This window comes from Afipia sp. P52-10, assembly GCF_000516555.1.
Taxonomy (GTDB): Bacteria; Pseudomonadota; Alphaproteobacteria; order Rhizobiales; family Xanthobacteraceae; genus P52-10.
Genome location: NZ_AZSJ01000003.1, coordinates 2747090 through 2769824, shown reverse-complemented (window position 1 = coordinate 2769824; position 22735 = coordinate 2747090). Strand labels below are relative to the sequence as shown.

The following is a 22735-nucleotide window of genomic DNA, read 5'->3' as shown; positions in this document are numbered from 1 at the left end:
AGAAGGAACGTCAGACCTGCAGCGCGGCGCGCCCCGCCGCGCTACGAACCGAGTCGTCTTGGGGGGTGTGCACGCGACCGCACAACACGTCCCGATAATGGCGTTGCAACGGATTAGCCCGTGACAGGCCATGATTGCCGGACAAGGACAACGCGGCCTCGACCACAGCGACAGCGTTATTGGTCACGGTCAGCTTCACCGCATGCGCATCCTGCGATGACACCAGCCGCCCGCCGTCCTGATCGGAGGTGATGCTGTCGATCAATCGCGCGTTGATCGCCAATCGCACCTCGATGTCGCCGACGATCTCCTGCACACGCGGCAAGGTCGCGAGCGACGCGCCGAGGTTGGCAGGCTTGCGGTTCTTCAAGAACGCGACCAGCCACCCCTTCGCAGCGCGCGCGATACCGTCATAGATTGCCGCAACGAAGATGCTGTGAATGGAATTCTGGAGAACGTCAGGTCCCCTCCATTGCTCCGGCAATCGAACATCGATCTTATGATCGAACGGGATCGCGACGTCCTCGAAAATCACGTCATGACTGCCGCTCGCGCGTAGTCCATGGTGATCCCAGGTCTCGACGATACTGATGCCCTCGCGTCCCGCCGGCACCAGGAACGAACCAACCCGCGGCTGCGGCTCGTCGGTCTTCGCCCAAACCACGTAGTATTTCAGAATCGGCGCCCCGGTCGAATAGATCTTGCGGCCGCTGATCCGCCAACCATCCTCGGTCAGCCGCGCAGTGGTCGCGGGCAAGCCGCCACGCGCGGGCGTTCCCAGATCCGGCTCCACACGCAACGCATTGACCAGCGCCACGCCGCGGTTACTCTCCAGCGAAAGCTTCTTGGCGAGGTGCAGCGGAAAGCGATCATTTCGCGCGATGGTAAAGTGCTGGATGTAGTGCATCGCCAGCACGAGCGCGGTCGCCGGATCACCCTCGGCGATAATGCCGAGCACGTTGGCCACCTCACGGGCATCCGCGCCACGCCCGCAGAAACCGCGCGCCACCGTCAGCGATAAGAGGCCGGCCTCCGAGAGCTTGTCGAAGTTCTCGAACGGAAAGCTTCCATCGCGATCATGCTGATCGGCGCGAGTGGCGAAATCCGAAGCAAGCAAGCGCGCCTTGTCGAGAATACCTGTCGTTGCGTCCATATCAGACCCTCACCATGTCGCATCGAGACCGAGCAGCCCAAGAATCTGTCGCCGCAGCTCGGCAAGATCCGGATCGCCGCGGTGCCGCGGATAAGGTTTATCGACGAGAATGTCCGCCTTCACCTGTGCCGGACGATCGCTGAAAACGATGACACGGTTGGCAAGAAACAGCGCCTCCTCCACATCGTGCGTCACCAGAAGCGCGGTGAAGCCCGCACGCTGCCACAGCGACACCAGCTCGGACTGCATGGTCAGCCGGGTAAGCGAGTCGAGCTTTCCGAGCGGCTCGTCGAGGATCAGGATGTGGGGATCGTTGACCAAGGCGCGTGCAAGCGCAACGCGCTGCGCCATGCCACCCGACAGCTGGTGCGGATAAGCCTTGGCAAAGCTCGCTAGACCGACCAGCGCCAGCGCCTCGTCGATGCGCCCGCCCTTGGCCTTCAACAGACCCTGCGCCGCCGGCCCGAGCGCGACGTTGTCGCGCACCGTCCGCCACGGGAACAACGTCGGGTCCTGAAACACCACCACGCGCGAAGGATTTGGGCCGACGATGTCAAGTCCATCCTCCTTCAGCGTGCCGGCAACCGGTGGTTCCAAACCGGCAACGAGACGCAGCAGCGTTGACTTTCCGCACCCCGATGGCCCGAGCAGCGCGACGAACTCACCAGGCGCAACGCTGACGCTGACCTTGTCGAGTACGTCGAGGGTCTTGCCTTCGATCTCGAAGTGATGGCTGACGGTTTCGATCTCGAGGGCCGCGCCCGCCGATACACTCTCCTTCTGCAGGGCCAGCGCTACCATTTGACCACTCCCTTCTGCCAGGACAGCAGCCGATCGCGCACCTTGAACAACAGCGTGATCGCACCCGAGCAGAGCAACGACATGACGATCAGCGCCGCATACATGTTGGCGTAGGCGGCCCATCCCTGCGCCCATTGCAGGTACCAGCCGAGGCCGGCCTTCACGCCCATCATCTCGGCGACGACCAGGACGGCGAACGAAGCACCGAGGCCCATGAACAGGCCGACGAACACATGCGGCATCGCCGCCGGCACCGCCACTTTCCGGATCAGGAACCATGGCGTTGCGCCAAGGGTGCGCGCCACATCGTAAAAGCTCGATGGTACGCTGGCGACGCCCGACCAGGTCAGCACCGTCACCGGAAAGGCGGTGGCGAGTGCGATCAGGAAGATGCTGGCGCTCCAGCTCGACGGGAACAGGAAAAAAGCCACAGGTAACCACGCGGTCGCGGGCAGCGGACCGATGAAGCGCAGCACCGGATGCACCCAGTAGCCGGCACGCCGCGACCAGCCGATCGATACACCGGTGAGAAAACCGACAACGGCCCCTATGGCGTAGCCGGTGATCTGCAGCTTCACCGAAGCGACAACACTCGCACCGAGCTTGGCAAAATCGTCGAGATAGACCTCCAGCAGCGCCTGCGGCGGCGGAAAGAACGGCAACGGCAGCCAGCCATACTTCGCGGTCACCAGCTCCCACGCCGTCAAAACAAGGCCGAGCACCACAAGCCAAGGCGTACGTTGGACGAACCAAGCGCCGGTTCGCCCCAGCCGCGCCGGCGCGAGGGCCAGGATGAACGCCAGCGCAGCGACTGCAGTAGCACCCTGTGCGAAGGTCACCGTGCGGGGCCAGTCGCCGACATCCTCGCGAATGAGACTCGCCGCAGCCACGGCAAGCCAGCTCAACGATGCGGCGACACCCCAGCCGCTGACCGAGAACCGCGCTGGCGGCAGCGCCCCATCAGCCTGCGACAGGCCTACATCCTCGAACGTAGCGACTTTAGATGCTGAGGACGTCGGCATAGATTCGCTCCGCGAACTTGGTCGTATCGGTGGTCTTCTTAAACACGGAGACCAGTTTGAGATCGTCGGCGTAGGCCTTCAGCTCATTCTTCAGAACGCTGCCGGTTGGATGATGGTGATGGGTGTGATAACCGACCAGCGCACGCAGATCGTCGAAGGTCGCCTCCTTCGTCGCGTAGGGAGCGAACGCCCTCGCGGCCAAGTCGGGATTCTGCGCAGTAAACATCGCCGCATCGAGGATCGCCTGCGTCACGGCGCGAGCCACTTTCGGTTCGTCACGCACGAGGCTCCCGCGCAGGCCGAGGATGCAGCAGGAACGCTCCTTAAATTCCCCGTCGAGATTGGAGGCGACCTCGCGGAAGGTCCCGTCCTTCAGCCAGAGATAGGCGACCGGGTCACCGGACAAGAACGCATGCGTCTCGCCCTTCTCCGCGGCGAGCCGCAGGAGGTTGCCCGGAAACACGCGCCATTCGACCTCGTTGGTGGGGTCGATGCCTCGCTTAGCGAGTTCGATCGAGAAGAAGTTCTTGTCGGCACCACCGAGGTCGGCAACGCCGATGGTTTTGCCTTTGAGATCGTTCAGACTGGCGATGCCGGACTTCGCCGGAGCGAGCACACGCATGCATCCGCCGTGGGTCGCCGCCGTGATCTTGACGTCAAAACCTTGCTCCAGCGGCTTCAACCAGCGCAGCGCCATACCGACGCCGCCGTCAGACTTACCGGTGGCGATCGCTTCCAGCAGTTGATCGGTCGATCCTGCAAAATTGACGAGCTCGATGTCGAGATTCTGCTTTTTGAAGAAGCCGTGGTCGATCGCGACCGGCACGGTGACAAGGCAGACCGCGTTCGCGTTCCACGACAGCCGCAGCTTGCGTGGCGCTCCGGTGAGCGCAGGTGTGGTCTCCGACGAGGTTCGGCACAGAGGAAACTCGGAGAAGTCGATCGGCGAGCGGGTCGAGGGGAATGCTTGCGCGCCAAGAATACCGAGCGGTGCCGCCAACAATCCGGCAGCACCCCCACCGAGCAGCGCGCGACGGCTGAGTTGACTCGTTCGATCGTTCGACATCGTGCACACCCCTGCTCTGCTGCGGCCAGCCGCAGGCATTCGCGCGCAAACCCTGCGCGGCGCCTTTCATGCGAAGCTGGTCGTCGTCTTGAAGATTGCGAGCTCGCGCAAAAACAGCGGCGCGCAGGCTCACTTGATGTACGCAAATGATGCGACCAAGCGTCCAGTCCGTCAATAAAATGGAATTTCGAAGGTGTTACCGAATGGAGAGAATGATTGTCTGAAGCTGCGCGTGCATGAATGAGAACATCCGTTCACTCGGAAACACACGTTGCCAAACCGTGCACACGCACTAGCACCACGACTCAGGTGAGTTCACCGCCGAAGCCGGATGGCGCACATCTTCGGAGCAACGAGTACCGCGTCGGAAAAATTCTTGTACCACGCGAGCCATATTCAGAGAAACACGGCCGCCCTGGAGCGTTCGGCAATGATTATCCGCTCGCGGCTGAGGATTTCTCAGAACAATCGAGCTGTCCAAGCCGTCGGAACGTTCCGCTCCGATACAGCAGCGCGCCTTGATCGACAAATGACGCTGCCATCACACGTCCAATATAGATGTGATGCGTACCCGCGACGATCTGTTCCCTGACGCTGCAATCGAAACTCGCCACCGCCCCATCGAGGATCGGAGCCCCGGTCACGATCTCGCGCCAAGCGCCCTGTTCGAAACGCTGGTCGGCGCTCAGCTTCGATGTCGAGAACGCGCGCGCGATCGCCTCTTGCGTATCGGCCAGGAAATTCACGCCGAAGCAACCGCCCGCCGCGATGAGCGGTTCCGCCGAGGCATTGCGGTTGACGCAAACCAGAATGGTCGGCGGCTCGGCAGACACTGAACAGACGGCCGTGGCCGTCAAACCGTTGCGCACACCGTCTGCCCGCGCCGTCACGATCGCGACCGACGACACGACCTGCCGCATGCCGAGCATGAAATCCTGCGCCCCGACCGTCGGCCTGATTTCGTGGGTCATCGCGACGCCTCCGTCCATCCTTGCGGTTGCGGCTACAGCTTCGGTCAACGCCCTGCGGGCGGCGCCAAGCCTGGAAGCTGATACACCGGGTCGTGTGGGAAGCTGCCGCCGATCGGCTTGCGCAAACCGAAGCGAGCGTCTTCCGGTTGTTCCGGCGGCGTCTGCTCTTCGACCCAGTCGTAAACGACGACCCGCGCGGCGACACGCCACTCGTCGCCGCGCTTCTCGAATGTGTCGCAATAGCGGCCCGCCAGCAGCACCTGGCTCCAGGTGCCATCCTTGCGCGGGCTGCGCTGCAGAGCATTGAAGTAGCTTTCAACCGCCGCGATCGTCGCACCTTCGAAGGTGATCAGGATGTTGCTGACCTGATGGACATTGCGCCCACCCTTGCCATACCCCTGCTTCACCATATCGAAGAAGCCTTCGACGGGGCCGGAATAGCGGCCATGACGGTCCGTCGCGTCCGGCCAATACGCACTGCGCAAGGCCGCCTCGTCGGCGCGATCGATGCCGCGGCAGTAACGGTACATACAGTCCCGGATCGCTTCGCGATCGAGCAGTTCCGTCAGCCGCTTCTCGATATCCGTCATGGCTCTTCTCCTGCCGCAACCAGCGGCGTGATGGCTGTGTCAGTCGACCGTCACGCCCGCGCGCTCGACCACGCCCTTGAACTTCTCGATCTCCTTGGCGAAGAACTCGCGTGTCTTCTCCGGGCCGAGATCGCCGATGATCATGTTGTCGTTGTCATCATAATACTTGGTGACGGCCGGGTCCCTCAACGCCTGCTGCACGATGGAGGCGAGCTTGTTGACCACCTCCGTCGGCGTTCCGGCAGGCACCGCGACCGCCGACCAGCCCGAGTTCTGCGCGTTGGGGTACCCAAGCTCGGCAATGCTCGGCACATCCGGGAAGCCCTTGAAGCGCTTGGAGCCGTTCATGGCGATCGCCCGCATCTTGCCAGCCTCGATGTAAGGCCGCACCACCGTCGGATACTCGAATGCCAAATCGATCACGCCCGACATCAAGTCCGCCATCTGCGACGCACCGGCACGATAGGGAACGTGGGTCATCTTAATGCCGGCCTCGGTCTGCAACAATTCGGCGCTGAGGTGCTGGGCCGTGCCTTGGCCGGGCGAACCGAAGTTCAACTTGCCCGGATTCTTCTTTGCATACTCGATCAGCTCGGGCAGCGTCTTGAACGGCGTGGCCGGGCTGACGACGATCAGCATATGAGCCTGCGACAGCGTCTGTACCGGAATGAACGACTTCAGTGGATCATAGGACAGCTTGTCCTTGTACAGCGAAGGGTTCACGCCCATCGGTCCGCTGGAAGCGTAGAGGATCGTGTAGCCGTCTGGCTTCGCCGAGGCGACATACTCCGTACCGACGATGCCGCCGGCGCCCGGCCGGTTGTCCACCAGCACGGACTGGCCGGTGATCTGCGACATCGCCTTGGCGACGATCCGTCCGGTGCTGTCAGTGACGCCGCCGGTGCCGAACGGCACGACCCAATTGATCGTCCGGTTCGGATAATCCTGGGCGGCGGCGGGAGCGGCGATCGCCAAAGACATGACCGCGCCGGTCAAAAGAGCCAAATACTTCATTATCAGTTTTCCCTCTGATGTCGGTCTACCCATGACGGGGCAGCACGAGTTCTTGATTGTTGTAATGATCGTCACTTGCGACTGCGGAGCGCGGCATTCGCCTAGCGCCGTACGACGCATGTCAGATGTTGGTGGTGATAATGCCGCCGTCGACGGCCATGACCTGCGCCGTAACGAAACTCGCATCGTCACTGGCGAGATAGCAGATCGCCTTGGCGATATCGTCCACGGTGCCGAGACGGCCGAGCGGAGTCCGCGCGATGCGACGCGCATCGAGCTCGGCGTTGCGATTGCGCTGTGTGCCCTCGGTCGGAACCGCGCTCGGTGCGACCGCATTCACCCGGATCTTGCGCGCACCAAGTTCGGCGGCCGCCGCACGGGTGATGCCCATAACGCCTGCCTTGATGCCGCTGTAAACGATGCTGTTCTTCGCAGAGACGAAGCCCGCGACCGACGCGACATTGACGATCGCACCACCGCGCTCCGCATCCATCACTTCCGCCGCGGCTTGAATACCCCAGATCACACCCTTGAAGCCGATATCCAGCATCCGCTCGATCGTCTCCGGTGCGATATCCGGCACCGCCTGATAGCGCACCCAAGCCGCGTTGTTGACGAGGATGTCGAGGCGTCCCTGCTTCTCGGCGAAGCCGAGCACCGCGCTGCGCATGCCGTCGCGGGTCGCAACGTTCTGCGTGACGGCGACCGCTTTGCCGCCTGCCGCCGTGATCTCGCCGACGACTTTTTCGACGAATTCCGGCTTCAGATCATTGACGCCGACAGTCGCCCCCATCGCCGCCATGCGCAGCGCGGTCGCCCGTCCGATACCATTGCCCGAGCCGGTGATGAGCGCGGCTCGCCCTTCGAGAACCTTGGTCATGTCGAACCCGTCCTTCTTATGTTGTTGCTCTGTCGTTACGTCGCCGCGTCCTCGCGCGCGGGCGCGACGCTGGCGATGTAGTTGTGTCCGAGCGAAGCCAGCACGCCGCTGGCATCGCCTTGCGCCTGCAGCGAACGGATTCGCCGGACATGCCGATGCACCGGGACATCCCAGGTGAAACCCATGCCGCCATGCATCTGCACGGCGCCTTCGCTGATCAAGACGCCATACGATGACGCCGCAAGGAATGCTGCTTGCCGCTCACGAAGACCTGCGCCGTCGAACAACGCGCGGGTAATCGACTGACGAAGCCCCTCCAGGCCGAGCTTGTGCCGCGCCAACGTATGGCGGATGCTCTGGTTGAAGGACAGCGCACGACCGAACTGCCGCCGTGTCGACACATGCTCTTGCGCCAGCGCCAGACAGGTTTCAGCTGAGCCGAGAATTGACGCTGCGCGCAGCACCATCGCATCAGCCTGCAATGCGGACCAGGTACCAGCTGTCAGCAGGTGAGATGCCGGAACGCTGACCTCATTCAGTTGCACCGTATGCTCCGGCTGGGTCAGGTCGAGGCCGCTTGCGCTCTCGATCGTGATGCCGGCAGTACGCAGCGGCACGAGCGCAGAAGCATCCTCACCGACCCGCACTAACAGCAGCCCGACATCGGCCGCACGCGGCGCGCGACCGACGGAACCGCTCAGCACCACGCGGTCGCCTTGCGATTTCGCCGTGACCGCGCCGGTCCAGGCCACCGTTGCGCTATCGGTGCCGGTCGTAATCGCTTGCGCGATCTCCGCCAGCGACTTCGACAAGGCGCGTGCCAGCAGGATGTTCTCCACCAGCGGAAACGCGAGCAGCCCGGCATTTGCGGCAGCCGCGACCGGCACCGCGAAGGAGAGCGGCAGATCGAGGCCGCCAACGTCTTCCGCGGCGATCACGCCGAGCAGGCCGTCGCCGGCGAGCTTCGCTCCCTGCTCTGGCACGCTCTGGCCCTCGCAGGCAGCAACCGCCCGCGCTGCCGTCGCCGCGAAATCGGCCGGCGACAATCCATCATCCCTGGTCGTCATGTCACTTGCCCCTGGAGAGTTCGAGAATCCGGTCAGCGATGATGCCGAGCTGGATTTCGGTGGTGCCGGCGTAAATCGTCTCGGCACGCGAATGCAGATAAAGTCCCTCGAAACGCCGCTGCGCGACGCGCACCGCAGGTCTCAGCGGCAGCGATGCCTTCGACAGCAACTCCAGCGCCAGCGCGGCGAAGCGTTGATGCGTTTCGCTCCAGTGCAGCTTGGCAAGGCTGCCGCGCGCACCAATCGACTCACCAGCGACCAGCGCATCGACCGCAGTCTCGACATGCGCCTTCAGCACCTCGATGTCGACAAGCGTTTCGGCGAGCCGTGCTGCATAATGACGCTCCTGCACAAGCTCGGCCAAAATCGGATCGGCCTTGCAGGCTGCGACCAGATGCCGGAGTTCGTTCTCAAAGCGCCAAGCGCGATACATGCGGTTGGTCGCGCGCTCGATCGCCAGCACGCGGATCGCCGCCGCCCAACCTTCGTCGGGTGCGCCGAGCGCATCCTCCTGCGCGACCTCGACGTTATCGAAGAACACCTCGCAGAAGTTCTCCTTGCCGTCGATCGACTTGATCGTACGAACGCGGACTCCGGCGGCGTCCAGCGGCACCGCGAACAGCGCGAGACCGCGGTGGCGATCCTCGACCGGACCGGTGCGCGCCAGCAGCAGACAGCGCTGGGCGCGATAGGCGCCGCTGGTCCAAATCTTCTGACCATTGACGCGCCAGATATGACCATCGCGCACGGCGCGGGTGCGCAGGCCGGCGAGATCCGACCCCGCCTCCGGCTCCGAGAAGCCCTGGCACCAGATGTTGCTCATGTCGAGGATGGCTGGCAGGAAACGTTGCTTCTGCGCTTCGGTGCCGACCGCCAGAATGATGGGCCCGGCCAACTCTTTGCCGATCGAATTCACGCTTTCAGGAATCGGCAACGCGCCGATCTCCTGATTGGCGATCAAGTGCTCGCGCAAGGTGCGGCCATGACCGCCATAAGCCGTCGGCCAGGTGATGCCCGCAAGACCCGCGCGATACAACGCGGCTTCCCAGGCCGCCGCCTGCTCGAGCGTCGGCGGCACGAAAGCCGTGCTGTCGCTGCGGAAGCTTGCGGGGAGATTGGCAGCGAGCCAGCTGCGCGCGGCCTGCCGATACGCTTCGCCGGACAAGGATCCGGTGATCGAACCATCCTGCACCTGAATGCTCTTTGCCGTCATGACTTCTCCTTCACATCCGCTTTGGCTCGCGGCACCAGCAGCGCATCGAGCGCGACGGCCCCCTGCCCCTTCGGCATCAGCAACAGCGGGTTGATGTCGATTTCGGAAACTGCGTCCGCATGTGCAGCCGCAAACCGCGAGAGCGCGGCGACAGCCTGCGCCGCCGCTTCGAGATCGGCAGGCGGCCGCCCCCGCGCGCCATTCAGCACAGGAAATGCCTTCAGCGAGCGCAGCATCGAAGCCGCTTGCGGCTCACTGACCGGGGCCGTCTGCACCGCCGTATCCTGGATGATCTCGGCGAAAATGCCGCCGAGCCCGACCATCACCACGGGGCCGAAGATCGGGTCCGTCGTGGTGCCCAGAATGAGCTCTGCGACGCCCTTCGCCATCGGCGCGATCAGCACGCCGTCCACGACCGCAGCGGGCGCCTTCGCGGCAACCGTACGGCGCATCTCGTCATAGGCGGCTCGCACCTCCTGCGCGGAGGTGAGCCCCACCTTGACGCCGCCGACCTCCGTCTTGTGCGGCAGATCCTTCGAGGCGATCTTCATCACCACCGGGAAGCCGAGCGCTTCCGCCGCATGCACCGCGGCGTCGGCATCGGTCACGAGTTGCTCCGGCAGAACCGGAATGCCGACCGCCGCCAGCGCCCGCTTGGCGCCGAACTCATGGCGGAACGCATCTGCCGAAAGCGGCGCGGCCGGCGCGACAGCAGGCACAGGCTCTGCAGCTGACCTGCTTGCTTGGCCGAGCTTCGCGAGACTCGCCAGCGTGTTGCAGCAGGCATCGATGCCGTCCACAGTCGGAAAGCCCATCGCATGCAGTTCGGCAACGGCATCCTGCGGACCGCGAACGCACAGCATGATCAGCCGATCAGGATGCTGCTCGCGGATGCTGCGCAGCGCCGCCATGTAGACCGAGCGCAGACGCGGCAAGCCAAGCGACGACGCAAGCAGCAGCACCACTGCATCGCAACTCTCATCCTCAACGATCGCCGAGAGGATCTTGTGCAGCATCTCCGGACGGCTGGACATCTGCGCCGTGGCATCGACCGGATTGCGCGCCGACGCAAACGGCACGACATCGAGGATGCGACGCTGCGTCTCTGCGCTCAATTCCGGCAGCGACAGACCGGCCGCGCTCGCGGCATCCGCCAGCAACACGCCGAAGCCGCCGGAAGCCGTGAGCAACGCCACGCGGGGACCCTTCGGCAACCGGTCCGGCAGCAACATCGACGCGACATGACCGAGGCTGACGAGCTGCTCGACGCTATGAACGCGTACCGCGCCGGTGCGTGCAAACACCGCGTCGAACACCGCGTCAGCGCCTGCCATGGCTCCGGTATGCGAGGCCGCCGCCGCCTGCCCCGCTGCCGAGGTGCCGATCTTCAGAACGATCACCGGTTTGCCAGCGTCACGCGCTTCCTCGAGTGCCGCGATCAAACGTGGCGCATCGCGGCAGGTTTCAAGGCAGCATAGGATGACTTTCGTCGCTGGATCGCGCGCAAGCCAGGCGATGCCGTCGGCGACATCGACGTCGCACTCGTTGCCTGTGGTCATGAAGCGGCTGACGCCGGCGCCACGCTCGCCAGCGAGGCGCATGGTGAAACTGCCGAGATTGCCGCTTTGGGACACGATGCCGAGCACGCCAGCCGGAGGCAGTGCATCTTCAAGGACGATGGAGAAGGTGGCGATGCTCTTGTCGGGCACGCTCACTGCGCCAAGGCAATTCGGGCCGAGGATGCGGATGCCCGTGCGCTGCGCGGTGTCGCGCAGACGCTGTTGCAACGCCTGCCCCGCCTCGCCCAACTCCGCAAAGCCAGACGAAAAGATGACCACGGCCTGCATGCCGCGCGCCGCGCACTGCTCCACCGCGTCAGGGGCCTTCTCGGCCTCCACTGCGATGATGCCGAGGTCGGGCGCATCAGGCAGGTCCGCCACCGAGGCGTAAGCCTTCAGACCCTGCACTTCGGGCGCGCGCGGATTGACCGGATAGATCGTCCCCGCGTAGCCATACTTGAGCAACAGTTGCAACGGCCGGCCGCCGATCTTGGTCGGATCCTGCGAGGCTCCGATGATGGCGATCGAGCACGGCCGCAGCAGCGCCTCCAGTCCTCGTCCCGTCTGCATCGCTCAGCGCCCCTTGAAAACGGGCTCTCGCTTCTCCAGGAACGCACGGCGCGCCTCCTGAGCATCCTCGGTGCGCGAAAGCGCCATCGTGAAGTTCTGCTCGAAGCGATAGGCATCGCGCTGCGGCATCAGGTCGACCATGTTGGTCGCCTGCTTGGCATAGGCGATCGCGATCGGGCTCTTCGAAGCGATTTCCTTGGCGATCTTCAAGGCTTCCGGCAGCAGGTTCTCGCGGCTGGTGCAGGCCTCGATGATGCCGCGACGATAGAGCTCTTCCGCCGGCAGACGGATGCCGGTGTAGAACATGCGGCGCAGGATCGAGCGGCCAAACAGTGTGCGCAGCATCGACGCGCCGCCGGCGAGACCGACATTGATCTCCGGCATGCCAAATACCGCCTCCTCGGAAGCAACGTAGATATCGCATGCGGCCATTAGTCCCATGCCCGCGCCGAGCGCCGCGCCGTTGATGGCAGCGACCACCGGCTTCGCGCATTCGCGAATGGCGTTGCCGGTCTCACGCGTGATGCGGTTGTGGCTGAGGAACGAACCAGGCTTCGAAGGATCGGGGCGATCCTTCAGGTCGGCGCCGCTGCAGAACACCTTGCCCGCGCCGGTCAACACCGCGGAGCGGATGTCGGAGCGCTCGGAAATCTCATCAAAAACCTCAACAATGCGCTCACGCATCGCCCAATTGAGCGCATTCACCGGCGGACGGTTCAACGTCACGACGGCCACATAGTCGGACACTTCCAGGGTGACGATATCGGCTTCGGCGGACATTACATTCCTCGCTTGCGTTTCTGGTTCGGCTTTGGATTTCGTACGGCGCTTGACCTGCTATCGCTGGCCTGCCTGACCGGTCGGTCAGTGCCTCGTGGGTGAGCCTGTAGCACCAGCAAAATTGCTTGGCAAGGCAGCACACCATATTGACCGACCGGTCGGTCATGACCTATGGGAGGCGAGTTCCGGGCCCCGCCCGCCCTTCAAGAAAACGGGGAAATGCAAATGTCGAAGTTCAACAGACGTCAGGTGACGGCCCTTCTGGGCGGCGGACTTCTGGCACCGCTCGCCGCACCATCGATCGTGAAGGCGCGTTCCAACCAGACCATCTTCATCGTCGTGCCCTACGCCAGCGGCGGCACGATCGACAATCTCATCCGCACCGTCGCCAAGGGCATGTCCGACGTGCTGCAACAGCCGGTGCTGGTCGACAACAAACCCGGCGGCAACGGCATCGTCGGATCGCAAGCCGTCGCGCGCGGCCCGAAGGACGGCACCATGCTGCTGGCAGGCGGCACCGGGCCGATTTCGCTCAACGTCATGCTGCGCAAGAACCTGCCCTACAAGCTTGAGGACTTCGCCTCGGTCGCCCTGCTCTGCACCGGCCCGCTGTCGCTGACCGCCAACCCGCAGGTCCCGGGCACCGACGTCAAGAGCTTCGTCGAGCATGCGAAGACGCGCAGCAAGCCGATGTTCTACGCGACCCTCGGTCCCGGCAGCGTCACCCATCTCTATGGACTGATCATGTCGCAAGCGATGGGCTTTCCGGTGACCGACGTCGCGTATCGCAACAATCCGACACAGATCATGGACGTGCTCTCCGGCGAGTGCGACTTGACCTTCGCGACACCGTCTGCGGTGATCGAGCACGTCAAGGTCGGCAAGCTGAAGATGCTCGCGGTCTCCACGGAGAAGCGCATCCCCGTTCTGCCGGACATTCCGACCTTCGCCGAGTCAGGTTATCCGCAGCTGAACGCATCGTTCTGGACGGCCCTGCATGCGCCGGCCGGCACGCCCGCCGACGTCATCACCCGGCTGAACGAAGCGGCGAACACTGCGCTGAAGAGCCCCGAGATCGCCAAGCTGATGGACAACGAGATGCAGCAGGTCGAGATCGGGCCAGCATCGCTGCTCGACAGCCAGCTTGCCAAGGACGTGGCTCTGTGGGGCCCAGTGATCAAGGCCCGCAACATCGTGCTCGAATAAGCACAAGAAGAAACGATCCTAAGCGACATCAGGGCCCGGCCGCAGACCTGCGCGCCGGGCCTCTTTTCGACCAAGCCACCCCTGCGGCGCTAAACCCATTCGTACCGCAAAACGCAGGTTCAAGACCGCGTGCGATCGGGCGCCGCATCGACACGCAAGCCGTTAAACACCATGTCGAAAAACTGGTCGGCGATCTGCTCGGGCTTCATCGGCTTGGTCGGATTGTACCAGCGATGCATCCAGTTCAAAGACGACAGGATCAGGCGCCCAGCCATCGCCACATCGATGTCGCGAATTTCTCCGGCATCGATCGCCTCTTGGATAAGCTCGCGCAGATACTTTTCATAACGATCGCGTCGAGTCATACGCTCCTTGCGGCTGCGCCGCTCGGGATCATTCCAGAACGCGGTGGTGGATGCGATCCACGCCCAGCGATGGCGGCGGAAATATTCGGCGGTCAAAACCATGAACGCGCGGATCTTCGCCGACGGCGCAGCCTCAGGAGGGATCTGTTCGACCACGAACAGAAACAGTTCCTTCGTCGCGCCGACCGCAACCCGCGAATAGATTTCTTCCTTGCTGTTGAAGTGGTGATACAGCAGCGACTTAGAGATGCCGCAAGCCTCGGCGATGTCCCGCATCGAGGCACCTTCGTAACCCTTGCGGGCAAAAATCCGCGCCGCCTCGGTCAAGATCTGGACAACGCGCTCGGACTCGCCATCCCTCTCCGGTCCGTCCTCTCTCAGCATCACATTCGTCATCGAGCGCGCTCCAGGCCTGTTTGCGGACGTGGGATCGAAGCGAACGCCGACCACAACAATCGATTGAAATAAACCATATTTTTCACTGACCAATCGGTCAAGCTTAGGCAATGCATACGGTCATAGCTCAGGCCGCGCTGCTGCTCGCGCGCATCGACCGCCTCTTGATCTGCCCCGGCACGTTCTCGGCCAAAAAGTCGAGGAACACGCGGATCTTCTCGGGCAGATAATTGGTCTGCAGGTAAGTTGCATAGATGCCTTCGTCGAAGGTGGAGTTGGTGACGCGATAGCTAGGCAACAGCCGCACAAGCCGGCCCCGTGCCAATTCACTGGCGACGGTATAGTCATCCAATAGCGCAATGCCATGCCCCATGATCGCAAGCTGAATCAGAACATGGCCGTTGTTGCTGCTGAACGACGACGGCACCACCATTTCCGTCAGCTTCCCTTTGTGCAGGAACTTCCAGACCACGGCCTCTGCTCCGAGCCAATAGGTCAGACAATTGTGCTGGAGGAGATCCGCGGGAGCACGCACCGCCGGCGCGCGGGCGACATAATCAGGCGCCGCCACCAGGATCCGCTCGCTTGCCAGCAACCGCCGCTGCATCAGACTGGGATCGCTGGGCGCTGCGATCTGCAGATCGATATCGAAGTCGTGCTCGCGCAATTGGACGCGACGTTCGGACAAAGACAGCTCGATCTTCAATTCGGGATACTGCTTTTGGAACGACGGCAGCAGCGGCGTCAGCACCGTCATCCCGAACAGCATTCGCGAGTGCACTCGCAACGTGCCGCGCGGCGCTTTCTGCAACGCAAGCGCAGCCGCAGCTGCATCCTCGATGCTGTGCAGGATCTGTTCGGCCCGCTGAACATAAACCTTGCCAGCCTCGGTCAACGACAGATGCCGGGTCGTGCGATTGAGAAGTTGAACGCCCAACATCGCCTCGAGTTCGCCGATATGCCGCGAGACCGAGGCCGGAGACAGACCCGCGCGGCGACCCGCCGCGGAGAAGCTGCCCTCCCGCACCGTCGTCACCAGCAATTCCATGGCCTGCAGATGGCTCATCTGATCTTTTCATTTTCTGCAAAGGATATGCTCATTATACGGCAATTGTCTTGGATTTTTCAAGGTCTTAGCTTCCGCTCGCCGGTTTAGCCGGCAGTGCTCACCACCCCCCTGCCGCGGAGGCTTGTTACATGGAATTCGGTGTTTTCATTCTGGCGCAACAGCGCGGCTATCATCAGTCGTCGCAGCAGGTGATCGGCAACGCAGTGGAGCAGACCGTCGCCGCGGAGGCAGCGGGCTTCGACGCGGCCTGGTACGCCGAGCATCACTTCAACAACTACAGTCTATGTCCGTCGCCGCTGATGATGGTGGCGCACTGCGCCGGTCTCACCAAGACCATTCGCCTCGGCTCGGCGGTCTGCGTCCTGCCGCTCTACCATCCCTCGCGTCTGCTGGCAGAAATCGGTTTCGCCGACACCGTCTCAAATGGCCGGCTCGACCTCGGCATCGGCTCCGGCTATCAGGAATTCGAGTTCGAGCGCTTCGGCGTCGAACTGAAGAACTCGCACGCACTGTTCGCCGAGTTCTATGACGTGCTGCATGCCGGTTTGCGCGACCGCATCTTCTCCTATGACGGCAAACACCTGAAGATTCCGCCGACCGCGATCAGCGTTCGCACCGTGCAGACGCCGATGCCGCCGGTCTGGGTCACGTCAGGCCACGCTGAAACCCTCGGCCGCGCCGTACGCGACAACCACAACCTGTTCGTCACCGCGCTGCTGAACGGCCTCGACGCAATCAAGTCGCTGCGCGGCAAGCTGGTGACCATCGCCGACAAGGAAGGCCGCTCAATCGACGACGTGCGTTTCGGTTTCCTGCGCTGCGGCTATGCCAGCGACAACGAGAGCGAGATCATGTCGTATCTCGACAATGCGCGCTTCCAGCGCCGCCTGTCGGAAAGCCTGAAATTCCGCCGCGCTCAGAGCGACGACGGCTACCTCATCAAGGAAGAAGCCGGCCCGAACGACATGTCGCTCGAGACGATGCGCGCAAACCTACCGGTCGGCAGCGTCAATCAGGTGATCGACCGCCTGCTGGAGGAGATCAGCATCCTGAAGCCGTCGCATATCGCGCTGCAGACTCAACTCGGCGATTTCGATCAGGTCACCATGCTGCGTCAGATCGAACTGTGGGGCACGCGGATCATTCCAGCCGTCCGCAAGGCGCTCGGCGAGAAGGCGCGAGCGGCCTAACCGCTCATCAAGGCAACAGACTTATGAACGACGGCCCAGCGGCGAGTGGGCCGTCGTTTTTGCTTTCAGTATCTATGTTCGGATCGAGAATCTGAACCGTGCTTGAGGATCTGGAGCCTACTTCATACGAACCTTGGCAAGCTTGCGTGCAAGCGTCCTCCGGTGCATGCCGAGCCGACGAGCGGCTTCCGAGATATTGAACTCGGTCTCGACCAGGACCTCGTGGATGTGCTCCCATTCGAGGTTCTTGATCGAGGTCGGCCGTGCGGTCAGCTCAACCGAAGCGTCGCCCTCGGCGCGGCGGAACGCCGCCTCAATGTCATCGGTGTTGGACGGTTTGGCCAGATAATGGCAAGCGCCGAGCTTGATCGCCTCCACTGCGGTCGCAATGCTGGCAAACCCGGTGAGCACCACGATTTTCATTTCGGGATCATGCTCGTGCAACAGCTTGACGCATTCAAGCCCAGAACCATTGACGAGCTTCAGATCCACCACCGCATAATTGGGAGCGAACGCCTCGAGCAGATTGTCCAGATCGTCCACACGCTGGCACAGGCGCACTTCATATCCGCGCCGTTCGAACGATTTTCCGAGCGCGCGAGCGAACGAAGCATCGTCCTCGACGATGACGAGCTGATGATCGGAATCGATATGCGGCTCAGTGTCCATGCTCGCTCCGGGGCGACAAAGAGGCAAGCGGCAGCGTCAACGTGACCCTCGCACCACCTTCCGGAGGATTGTCCGCCGCAACCGTTCCGCCAAGCTTACGCACAACATTGACGACGAGGAAGAGGCCAAGGCCAGCCCCGTGCCGTCCCTTGCTGGACTGATAGGGCTTGCCGAACGCTGCCAGCATCTCCTTACTGAAACCAGGACCACGATCGCCGACGGTCAGCACGAGATTACCGTCGGCCCGGACGACATTGGCTTTCACCAACCCCGGCGAGGCATCGAGCGCATTGTCGAACAGGTTGAAAATCACCTGCTTGAGCGCCGTGTCGGAGACGATCGCTTCGTCCGCGCCGAACGCATTCACGTAATCGAACCGGGCCGGAGAGCGCGTGACCCGCCACTCGGCAGCAAGACCATCGAAAAAGGTATTGACCGTGGTGCGTAGGGTTCCCTCCCCGCGGGCCTCGCCGGACGACATCAAGATGCCGGAGACGATGGTTTTACATCGCTCCACCTGCAGCTGCATCTCCTCGATCTCCTGGACGGTTTCGGGACTCTGGTTGAGAGACGGCATGTGCTGCCAGTCGTTCAAGATCACCGACAGCGTGGCCAGCGGCGTGCCAAGCTCATGCGCGGCGCCCGACGCGAGCAATCCCATACGAACGATATGATCCTCCTCGACCGACTGCTGCCGCAGCCGCGCCAGATGCGCGTCGCGGGCGCGAATGTTGCGGTTGATCCGGCTGATGAACGAGACAAGCAGCACAGCCGACAGCAGAAAGCAGACGAAGGTACCTTGCAGATGCAGCCGGTCGAAATCCGCGCTGTGCTCGCGGAAAATGTCGCGAGACAATGCGCTGAGACCGACATAGCAGCCACTGGTAATGACAACGAGCGCCCAAGTCGACCAGGCATCGAGCAACACAGCGCCCAGCGTGACCTGCAGCAGATAGAGGGAGACGAACGGATTGGCCGCTCCGCCGGTGAGATAGAGCTGGACCGTCAGCGCGGCGACATCGATCAGCAACGCAACGAATAGCTCGGTGTTGCTGACCACGTCACTGCGGTAATGTCTGAACAAACTGAAGAGATTGAGCGCGATCAAGCAGCCGATCACAGCCGCAAGCTCGAACAGCGGCAGCGCAATGCCGAGTCCGTACTGCACAACGAGAATCGTCACCACCTGACCGATCACCGCCAGCCAGCGAAGCTGGACAAGAAGAAGCAGGTTCTTCTTGTCGGTGACATGATCAATGGAAACCATCGGACTCCACTGCTGGCGCAGCTCGCTCACGTATCGCAGTCCTCCGGGCGCCGGCGCGCTCTACGTTGCGCCAGATCCAGCCGCAAGGCATGGAGCGACCAACCCGCGGCCATGATCGCGAGCCCGAACCACGTCAGGGCATAGACCAGGTGGTTGTTTGGAAACGCGATCACAGTCAGCCCCCCGACCGGCTTGGCAACCCGATTTGCGGATGCATCAAGGTCGATGAAATATGGCGCGACCTCAATGAGACCACGCGCGTTGGCAATCGCCGCCACGTCGCGGGAATACCAACGTCCCGCCGCGGGATCGTTATGCCGAAGAAATCCACCACCGGGCTCGGTGATCCGTAGCAGCCCGGTCAACGTGACGTCACCAGAAGGGCGCGCGATCGCACAGCCCTCCCCCCTCGCCTCAGCTGAAGACACGAACCCCCGATTGACGAGCACCGTAAAACCATCGGCCGCGCGGAATGGTGCCAGCACCCAGAAGCCGCCGCCCAGCTCCGTGACCGCCCGCACCAATGTATCGCACCCAGAAAGAAATTGCCCTCGAACAAGGACACGTCGGTAAGCGTCGGCGGCGGCGTTGATGTGCGGCCAGGCTGCCGGCCCAGGGGCGGGTACAGGCGCGGCATGCACGCGCTGATCCACCCGCGCGATCAGATCACGCTTCCAGCCGAGCCGCTGCACTTGCCAGATGCCGAGCGCAGTGAGTAGCGCAACAGTCACGCCGGCGACGATACCCAGCACGGCAAGTCTGACCGGCGACGCCGGAACACGCCGTTCCACTTCGTCCGCTCGTTCCTGCGCAAGGTTGCGAAGCCTGGAGGCCATCAATGCCCGCCGCGCCTCGTAGGCGATCGTCATGGCATGCGACTCATGTCGTGGCCCGGCATCATATTGACGTTCAGGTGATACATCACCCACAGCGAGCCGGCGAGCGTGATACCAACGATGATGACCGTGAACACCAGCGCCATCAGCGTCCAACCGCTTTCCGATTTCGCGTCCATATGCAGGAAGCACACCATATGCACGATGATTTGGAGCGCTGCGAATACGATGATGACAAACGACGTGACCTGCTTGTTATCGATGGCTCCGCTCATCACTAGGTAGAACGGTATGGCTGTTAGAACAACCGACAGCCAGAAACCGATCATATAGCTACGCAGCGATCCATGCGCGTGATCGTCGCCATGATCATTGTGGTCATGATTGGCATGTGCGTCGGTGTTCATCGCAGCATTCCCAGAAGATAGACGAAAGAAAACACGCCGATCCAAACCACGTCGAGAAAGTGCCAGAACATGCTTAGGCACATCAGCCGGCGTCTGTTGGCGGGGATGAGGCCGTGGCGCCCGACCTGCACCATCAGCGTAAACAACCAGACAAGGCCAAAACTGACGTGCAGCCCGTGCGTGCCGACTAGCGCATAGAATGACGACAGGAACGCGCTGCGCTGTGGCGTGGCTCCCTCATGGATCATATGCGCGAATTCATAGAGTTCGATGCCGACGAAGGCGAGACCGAACAGCGCCGTCACGAACAGCCAGCCCTGGGTCGCACCGGTGCGCCCCTTGACCATCGTCAGCATCGCGAAGCCGTACGTGATCGAAGACAGCAGCAGCATCGTCGTGTTCAGCGCAACGAGCTTCACATCGAACAGATCCTTCGGTGAAGGCCCGGCAGCGTAGTTGCCACCAAGCACACCATACGTCGCGAACAGCACCGCAAAGATGAGACAATCACTCATCAGATAGAGCCAGAAGCCCAGCATCGTGCTGCTGCCTTCGGCGTGATGCGGCTCCTCGGCCAGGTGGAACACCGGCGCCCTGAGGTCTCGGGTTTCAGCAAGAACGCTCATGACTCAAACCCTCGCCCCAAGCAGGCGCGAACGTTCGTTCTCGACCTGCACCACCTGCTCGGCCGGAATGTGAAAGTCGCGGTTGTAGTTGAACGTGTGACCGATCGCGACCGCCAGCAGCGCGACAAAGCTCACGGCAGCCAGCCACCAGATGTACCAGACCATGGCGAAACCGAAGACGACGCTGATCGCGGCCAGCACGACGCCCGTGCCAGTGTTGCTCGGCATGTGGATCGCCTTGAAACCTTCCAGCGGGCGGCGATAACCGCGGCTCTTCATGTCCCACCACGCGTCGAGACCATGAACCACCGGCGTAAAGGCGAAATTGTAGGCAGGTGGCGGCGACGAAGTCGACCATTCGAGCGTCCGTCCACTCCAGGGGTCACCTGTCACATCCCGCAGCGCTTGGCGATTGCGGATGCTGACATAGATCTGCACCACGAACGCGAGGATGCCGAGCAGGATGAGGAAGGCACCGAAAGCCGCTATCCAGGTCCATATCTGCATGGACGGGTCGTCGAAGTGACGCAACCGGCGTGTCGCCCCCATGAAGCCCATGACATAAAGCGGCATGAAGGCGAAATAGAATCCGCTGAGCCAGAGCCAGAATGAGGTCTTGCCCCAGAATTCATCGAGCTTGAAGCCAAATGCCTTGGGGAACCAGTAGTTGATGCCAGCGAAAGCACCGAACACCACGCCGCCGATGATGACGTTGTGGAAGTGAGCAACCAGGAACAGACTGTTATGCAGCACGAAGTCGGCCGGCGGGACTGCGAGCATCACACCGGTCATGCCGCCGATCACGAACGTCAGCATGAAGCCAACGGTCCACATCATCGGCGGGTCGAAGCGGATGCGCCCGCGATACATCGTGAACAGCCAGTTGAAGATCTTTGCGCCCGTCGGAATCGAGATGATCATGGTGGTGATGCCGAAGAACGAATTGACGCTCGCGCCCGAACCCATGGTGAAGAAGTGGTGCAACCACACCAGGTAAGACAGGATCGTGATGCAGACGGTGGCGTAGACCATCGAGGTGTAGCCGAACAACCGTTTGCCGGAGAATGTCGAGGCGACTTCGGAGTAGATGCCGAACGCTGGCAACACGAGGATGTAGACCTCCGGATGCCCCCAGATCCAGATCAGGTTCACGTACATCATCGGGTTGCCGCCGAAGTCGTTCGTGAAGAAGTTGGTCCCGACGTACCGATCGAGCGTCAACAATGCCAGCACCGCCGTCAGAACCGGAAACGAGGCGACGATCAGGACGTTGGTGCAGAGCGACGTCCAGGTGAATATCGGCATTCTCATCATCGCCATGCCGGGCGCACGCATCTTGACGATCGTCGCGATCAGGTTGATGCCCGATAGCGTTGTGCCGACACCTGCGATCTGCAGGCCCCATATGTAATAGTCCACGCCGACATCTGGACTATAGGCGATGCCGGACAGCGGCGGATAAGCGAGCCAGCCGGTCCGCGCATATTCACCAATGAACAGCGAAATCATCGTCAGCACCGCGCCGCCGACGGTCATCCAGAAGCTGAAATTGTTGAGGAAGGGAAACGACACGTCGCGCGCGCCGATCTGCAGCGGCACCACATAGTTCATCAGCCCCGTGACCAGCGGCATCGCCACGAAGAAGATCATGATGACGCCGTGCGCGGTGAATATCTGATCGTAGTGATGCGCCGGCAGGTACCCCTCGGATGCCCCGAAGGCCATCGCCTGTTGCAACCGCATCATGATCGCGTCGGCAAAGCCGCGGAACAGCATGACGATGCCGAGGATCATGTACATGATGCCGATCCGCTTGTGATCGACACTGGTGAACCACTCGGTCCACAGATAACCCCATAGGCGGTAGTAGGTGACCGCACCGACGATTGCGATGCCGCCGAGTGCAACCACTGCGAAGGTGACGACGAGAATCGGCTCGTGCAGCGGAATAGCGTCCCAGGTCAGCCTGCCAAACACGGCCTTGAGGAAAGAAGGATCTGTCAGCATGTCAATCATGA

The 22735-nt window shown here is 62.3% G+C and carries 22 protein-coding genes; 2 read left to right on the top strand and 20 right to left on the bottom strand.

The features are described from left to right. Window positions 1-10: 10 nt before the first annotated feature. From X566_RS14275 to X566_RS14220, 12 genes are all read right to left on the bottom strand, one after another. Window positions 11-1153, bottom strand: a complete 1143-nt coding sequence (locus X566_RS14275; RefSeq protein ID WP_034467300.1) for an acyl-CoA dehydrogenase family protein — start codon at window positions 1151-1153, stop codon at window positions 11-13. A 9-nt stretch (window positions 1154-1162) separates the two neighbouring features. Then, window positions 1163-1954, bottom strand: coding sequence for an ABC transporter ATP-binding protein (locus X566_RS14270; RefSeq protein WP_034467297.1), 792 nt, complete (start codon window positions 1952-1954; stop codon window positions 1163-1165). After that, window positions 1948-2976, bottom strand: coding sequence for an ABC transporter permease (locus tag X566_RS14265; protein ID WP_034467294.1), 1029 nt, complete (start codon window positions 2974-2976; stop codon window positions 1948-1950). The genes X566_RS14270 and X566_RS14265 overlap by 7 nt, the downstream gene beginning before the upstream one ends. Then, window positions 2954-4042: an ABC transporter substrate-binding protein gene (locus tag X566_RS14260; RefSeq protein ID WP_034468746.1), complete on the bottom strand. Its 1089-nt coding sequence runs from the start codon at window positions 4040-4042 to the stop codon at window positions 2954-2956. The genes X566_RS14265 and X566_RS14260 overlap by 23 nt, the downstream gene beginning before the upstream one ends. A 434-nt stretch (window positions 4043-4476) precedes the next feature. Then, a complete protein-coding gene (locus X566_RS14255; RefSeq protein ID WP_206538697.1) occupies window positions 4477-5013 on the bottom strand; it encodes a flavin reductase family protein in 537 nt (178 codons plus the stop codon). Between the two features lie 44 nt (window positions 5014-5057). Then, the gene (locus X566_RS14250) at window positions 5058-5603 is read right to left on the bottom strand and encodes a nuclear transport factor 2 family protein (RefSeq protein ID WP_034467291.1); all 546 of its coding nucleotides are present in this window, start codon (window positions 5601-5603) and stop codon (window positions 5058-5060) included. A gap of 39 nt (window positions 5604-5642) precedes the next feature. Then, window positions 5643-6617: a tripartite tricarboxylate transporter substrate binding protein gene (locus X566_RS14245; protein ID WP_034467288.1), complete on the bottom strand. Its 975-nt coding sequence runs from the start codon at window positions 6615-6617 to the stop codon at window positions 5643-5645. Window positions 6618-6738: 121 nt separating this feature from the next. Next, window positions 6739-7497, bottom strand: a complete 759-nt coding sequence (locus X566_RS14240; protein ID WP_034467286.1) for an SDR family NAD(P)-dependent oxidoreductase — start codon at window positions 7495-7497, stop codon at window positions 6739-6741. 35 nt (window positions 7498-7532) lie between these two features. Next, window positions 7533-8564 (bottom strand): acyl-CoA dehydrogenase family protein, encoded by a 1032-nt coding sequence (locus X566_RS14235; RefSeq protein WP_034467284.1) that lies wholly within the window; start codon window positions 8562-8564, stop codon window positions 7533-7535. 1 nt (window position 8565) lies between these two features. Beyond that, complete coding sequence (locus X566_RS14230; protein ID WP_051444105.1) at window positions 8566-9777, bottom strand: acyl-CoA dehydrogenase family protein; 1212 nt, start codon at window positions 9775-9777, stop codon at window positions 8566-8568. After that, a complete protein-coding gene (locus X566_RS14225; RefSeq protein WP_034467282.1) occupies window positions 9774-11906 on the bottom strand; it encodes an acetate--CoA ligase family protein in 2133 nt (710 codons plus the stop codon). The genes X566_RS14230 and X566_RS14225 overlap by 4 nt, the downstream gene beginning before the upstream one ends. 3 nt (window positions 11907-11909) lie before the next feature. Beyond that, complete coding sequence (locus X566_RS14220) at window positions 11910-12686, bottom strand: enoyl-CoA hydratase/isomerase family protein (protein WP_034467280.1); 777 nt, start codon at window positions 12684-12686, stop codon at window positions 11910-11912. 225 nt (window positions 12687-12911) lie between these two features. Here X566_RS14220 and X566_RS14215 point away from each other — a divergent pair, with 225 nt between their 5' ends. Next, window positions 12912-13892: a tripartite tricarboxylate transporter substrate binding protein gene (locus X566_RS14215; RefSeq protein WP_034468739.1), complete on the top strand. Its 981-nt coding sequence runs from the start codon at window positions 12912-12914 to the stop codon at window positions 13890-13892. 119 nt (window positions 13893-14011) lie between these two features. On the opposite strand, the gene X566_RS14210 is transcribed toward X566_RS14215, so the two are convergent. Both X566_RS14210 and X566_RS14205 read right to left on the bottom strand, forming a co-directional pair. Then, window positions 14012-14653, bottom strand: coding sequence for a TetR/AcrR family transcriptional regulator (locus X566_RS14210; protein ID WP_051444104.1), 642 nt, complete (start codon window positions 14651-14653; stop codon window positions 14012-14014). 127 nt (window positions 14654-14780) lie between these two features. Continuing rightward, window positions 14781-15719, bottom strand: coding sequence for a LysR family transcriptional regulator (locus X566_RS14205; protein WP_034467278.1), 939 nt, complete (start codon window positions 15717-15719; stop codon window positions 14781-14783). Window positions 15720-15850: 131 nt separating this feature from the next. Between X566_RS14205 and X566_RS14200 the strand changes: the two genes are divergently transcribed. Then, entirely contained in the window at window positions 15851-16912 is a 1062-nt protein-coding gene (locus X566_RS14200; protein WP_034467276.1) for an LLM class flavin-dependent oxidoreductase, read from the top strand. Window positions 16913-17029: 117 nt separating this feature from the next. On the opposite strand, the gene X566_RS14195 is transcribed toward X566_RS14200, so the two are convergent. From X566_RS14195 to cyoB, 6 genes are read right to left on the bottom strand one after another with little or no spacing between them, the layout of a single operon-like run. Then, a complete protein-coding gene (locus X566_RS14195; protein ID WP_034468735.1) occupies window positions 17030-17563 on the bottom strand; it encodes a response regulator transcription factor in 534 nt (177 codons plus the stop codon). A 7-nt stretch (window positions 17564-17570) separates the two neighbouring features. Then, the gene (locus tag X566_RS14190; RefSeq protein WP_034468733.1) at window positions 17571-18848 is read right to left on the bottom strand and encodes an ATP-binding protein; all 1278 of its coding nucleotides are present in this window, start codon (window positions 18846-18848) and stop codon (window positions 17571-17573) included. Window positions 18849-18874: 26 nt separating this feature from the next. Next, window positions 18875-19684, bottom strand: a complete 810-nt coding sequence (locus tag X566_RS14185; RefSeq protein WP_081740248.1) for an SURF1 family protein — start codon at window positions 19682-19684, stop codon at window positions 18875-18877. A 29-nt stretch (window positions 19685-19713) separates the two neighbouring features. Further along, on the bottom strand, window positions 19714-20091 hold the full coding sequence (gene cyoD, locus X566_RS14180; RefSeq protein ID WP_034467274.1) for a cytochrome o ubiquinol oxidase subunit IV: 378 nt from the start codon (window positions 20089-20091) through the stop codon (window positions 19714-19716). Further along, entirely contained in the window at window positions 20088-20717 is a 630-nt protein-coding gene (gene cyoC, locus X566_RS14175) for a cytochrome o ubiquinol oxidase subunit III (RefSeq protein WP_034467272.1), read from the bottom strand. The genes cyoD and cyoC overlap by 4 nt, the downstream gene beginning before the upstream one ends. A gap of 3 nt (window positions 20718-20720) precedes the next feature. After that, window positions 20721-22724, bottom strand: a complete 2004-nt coding sequence (gene cyoB, locus X566_RS14170) for a cytochrome o ubiquinol oxidase subunit I (RefSeq protein WP_034467269.1) — start codon at window positions 22722-22724, stop codon at window positions 20721-20723. Window positions 22725-22735: the final 11 nt, after the last annotated feature.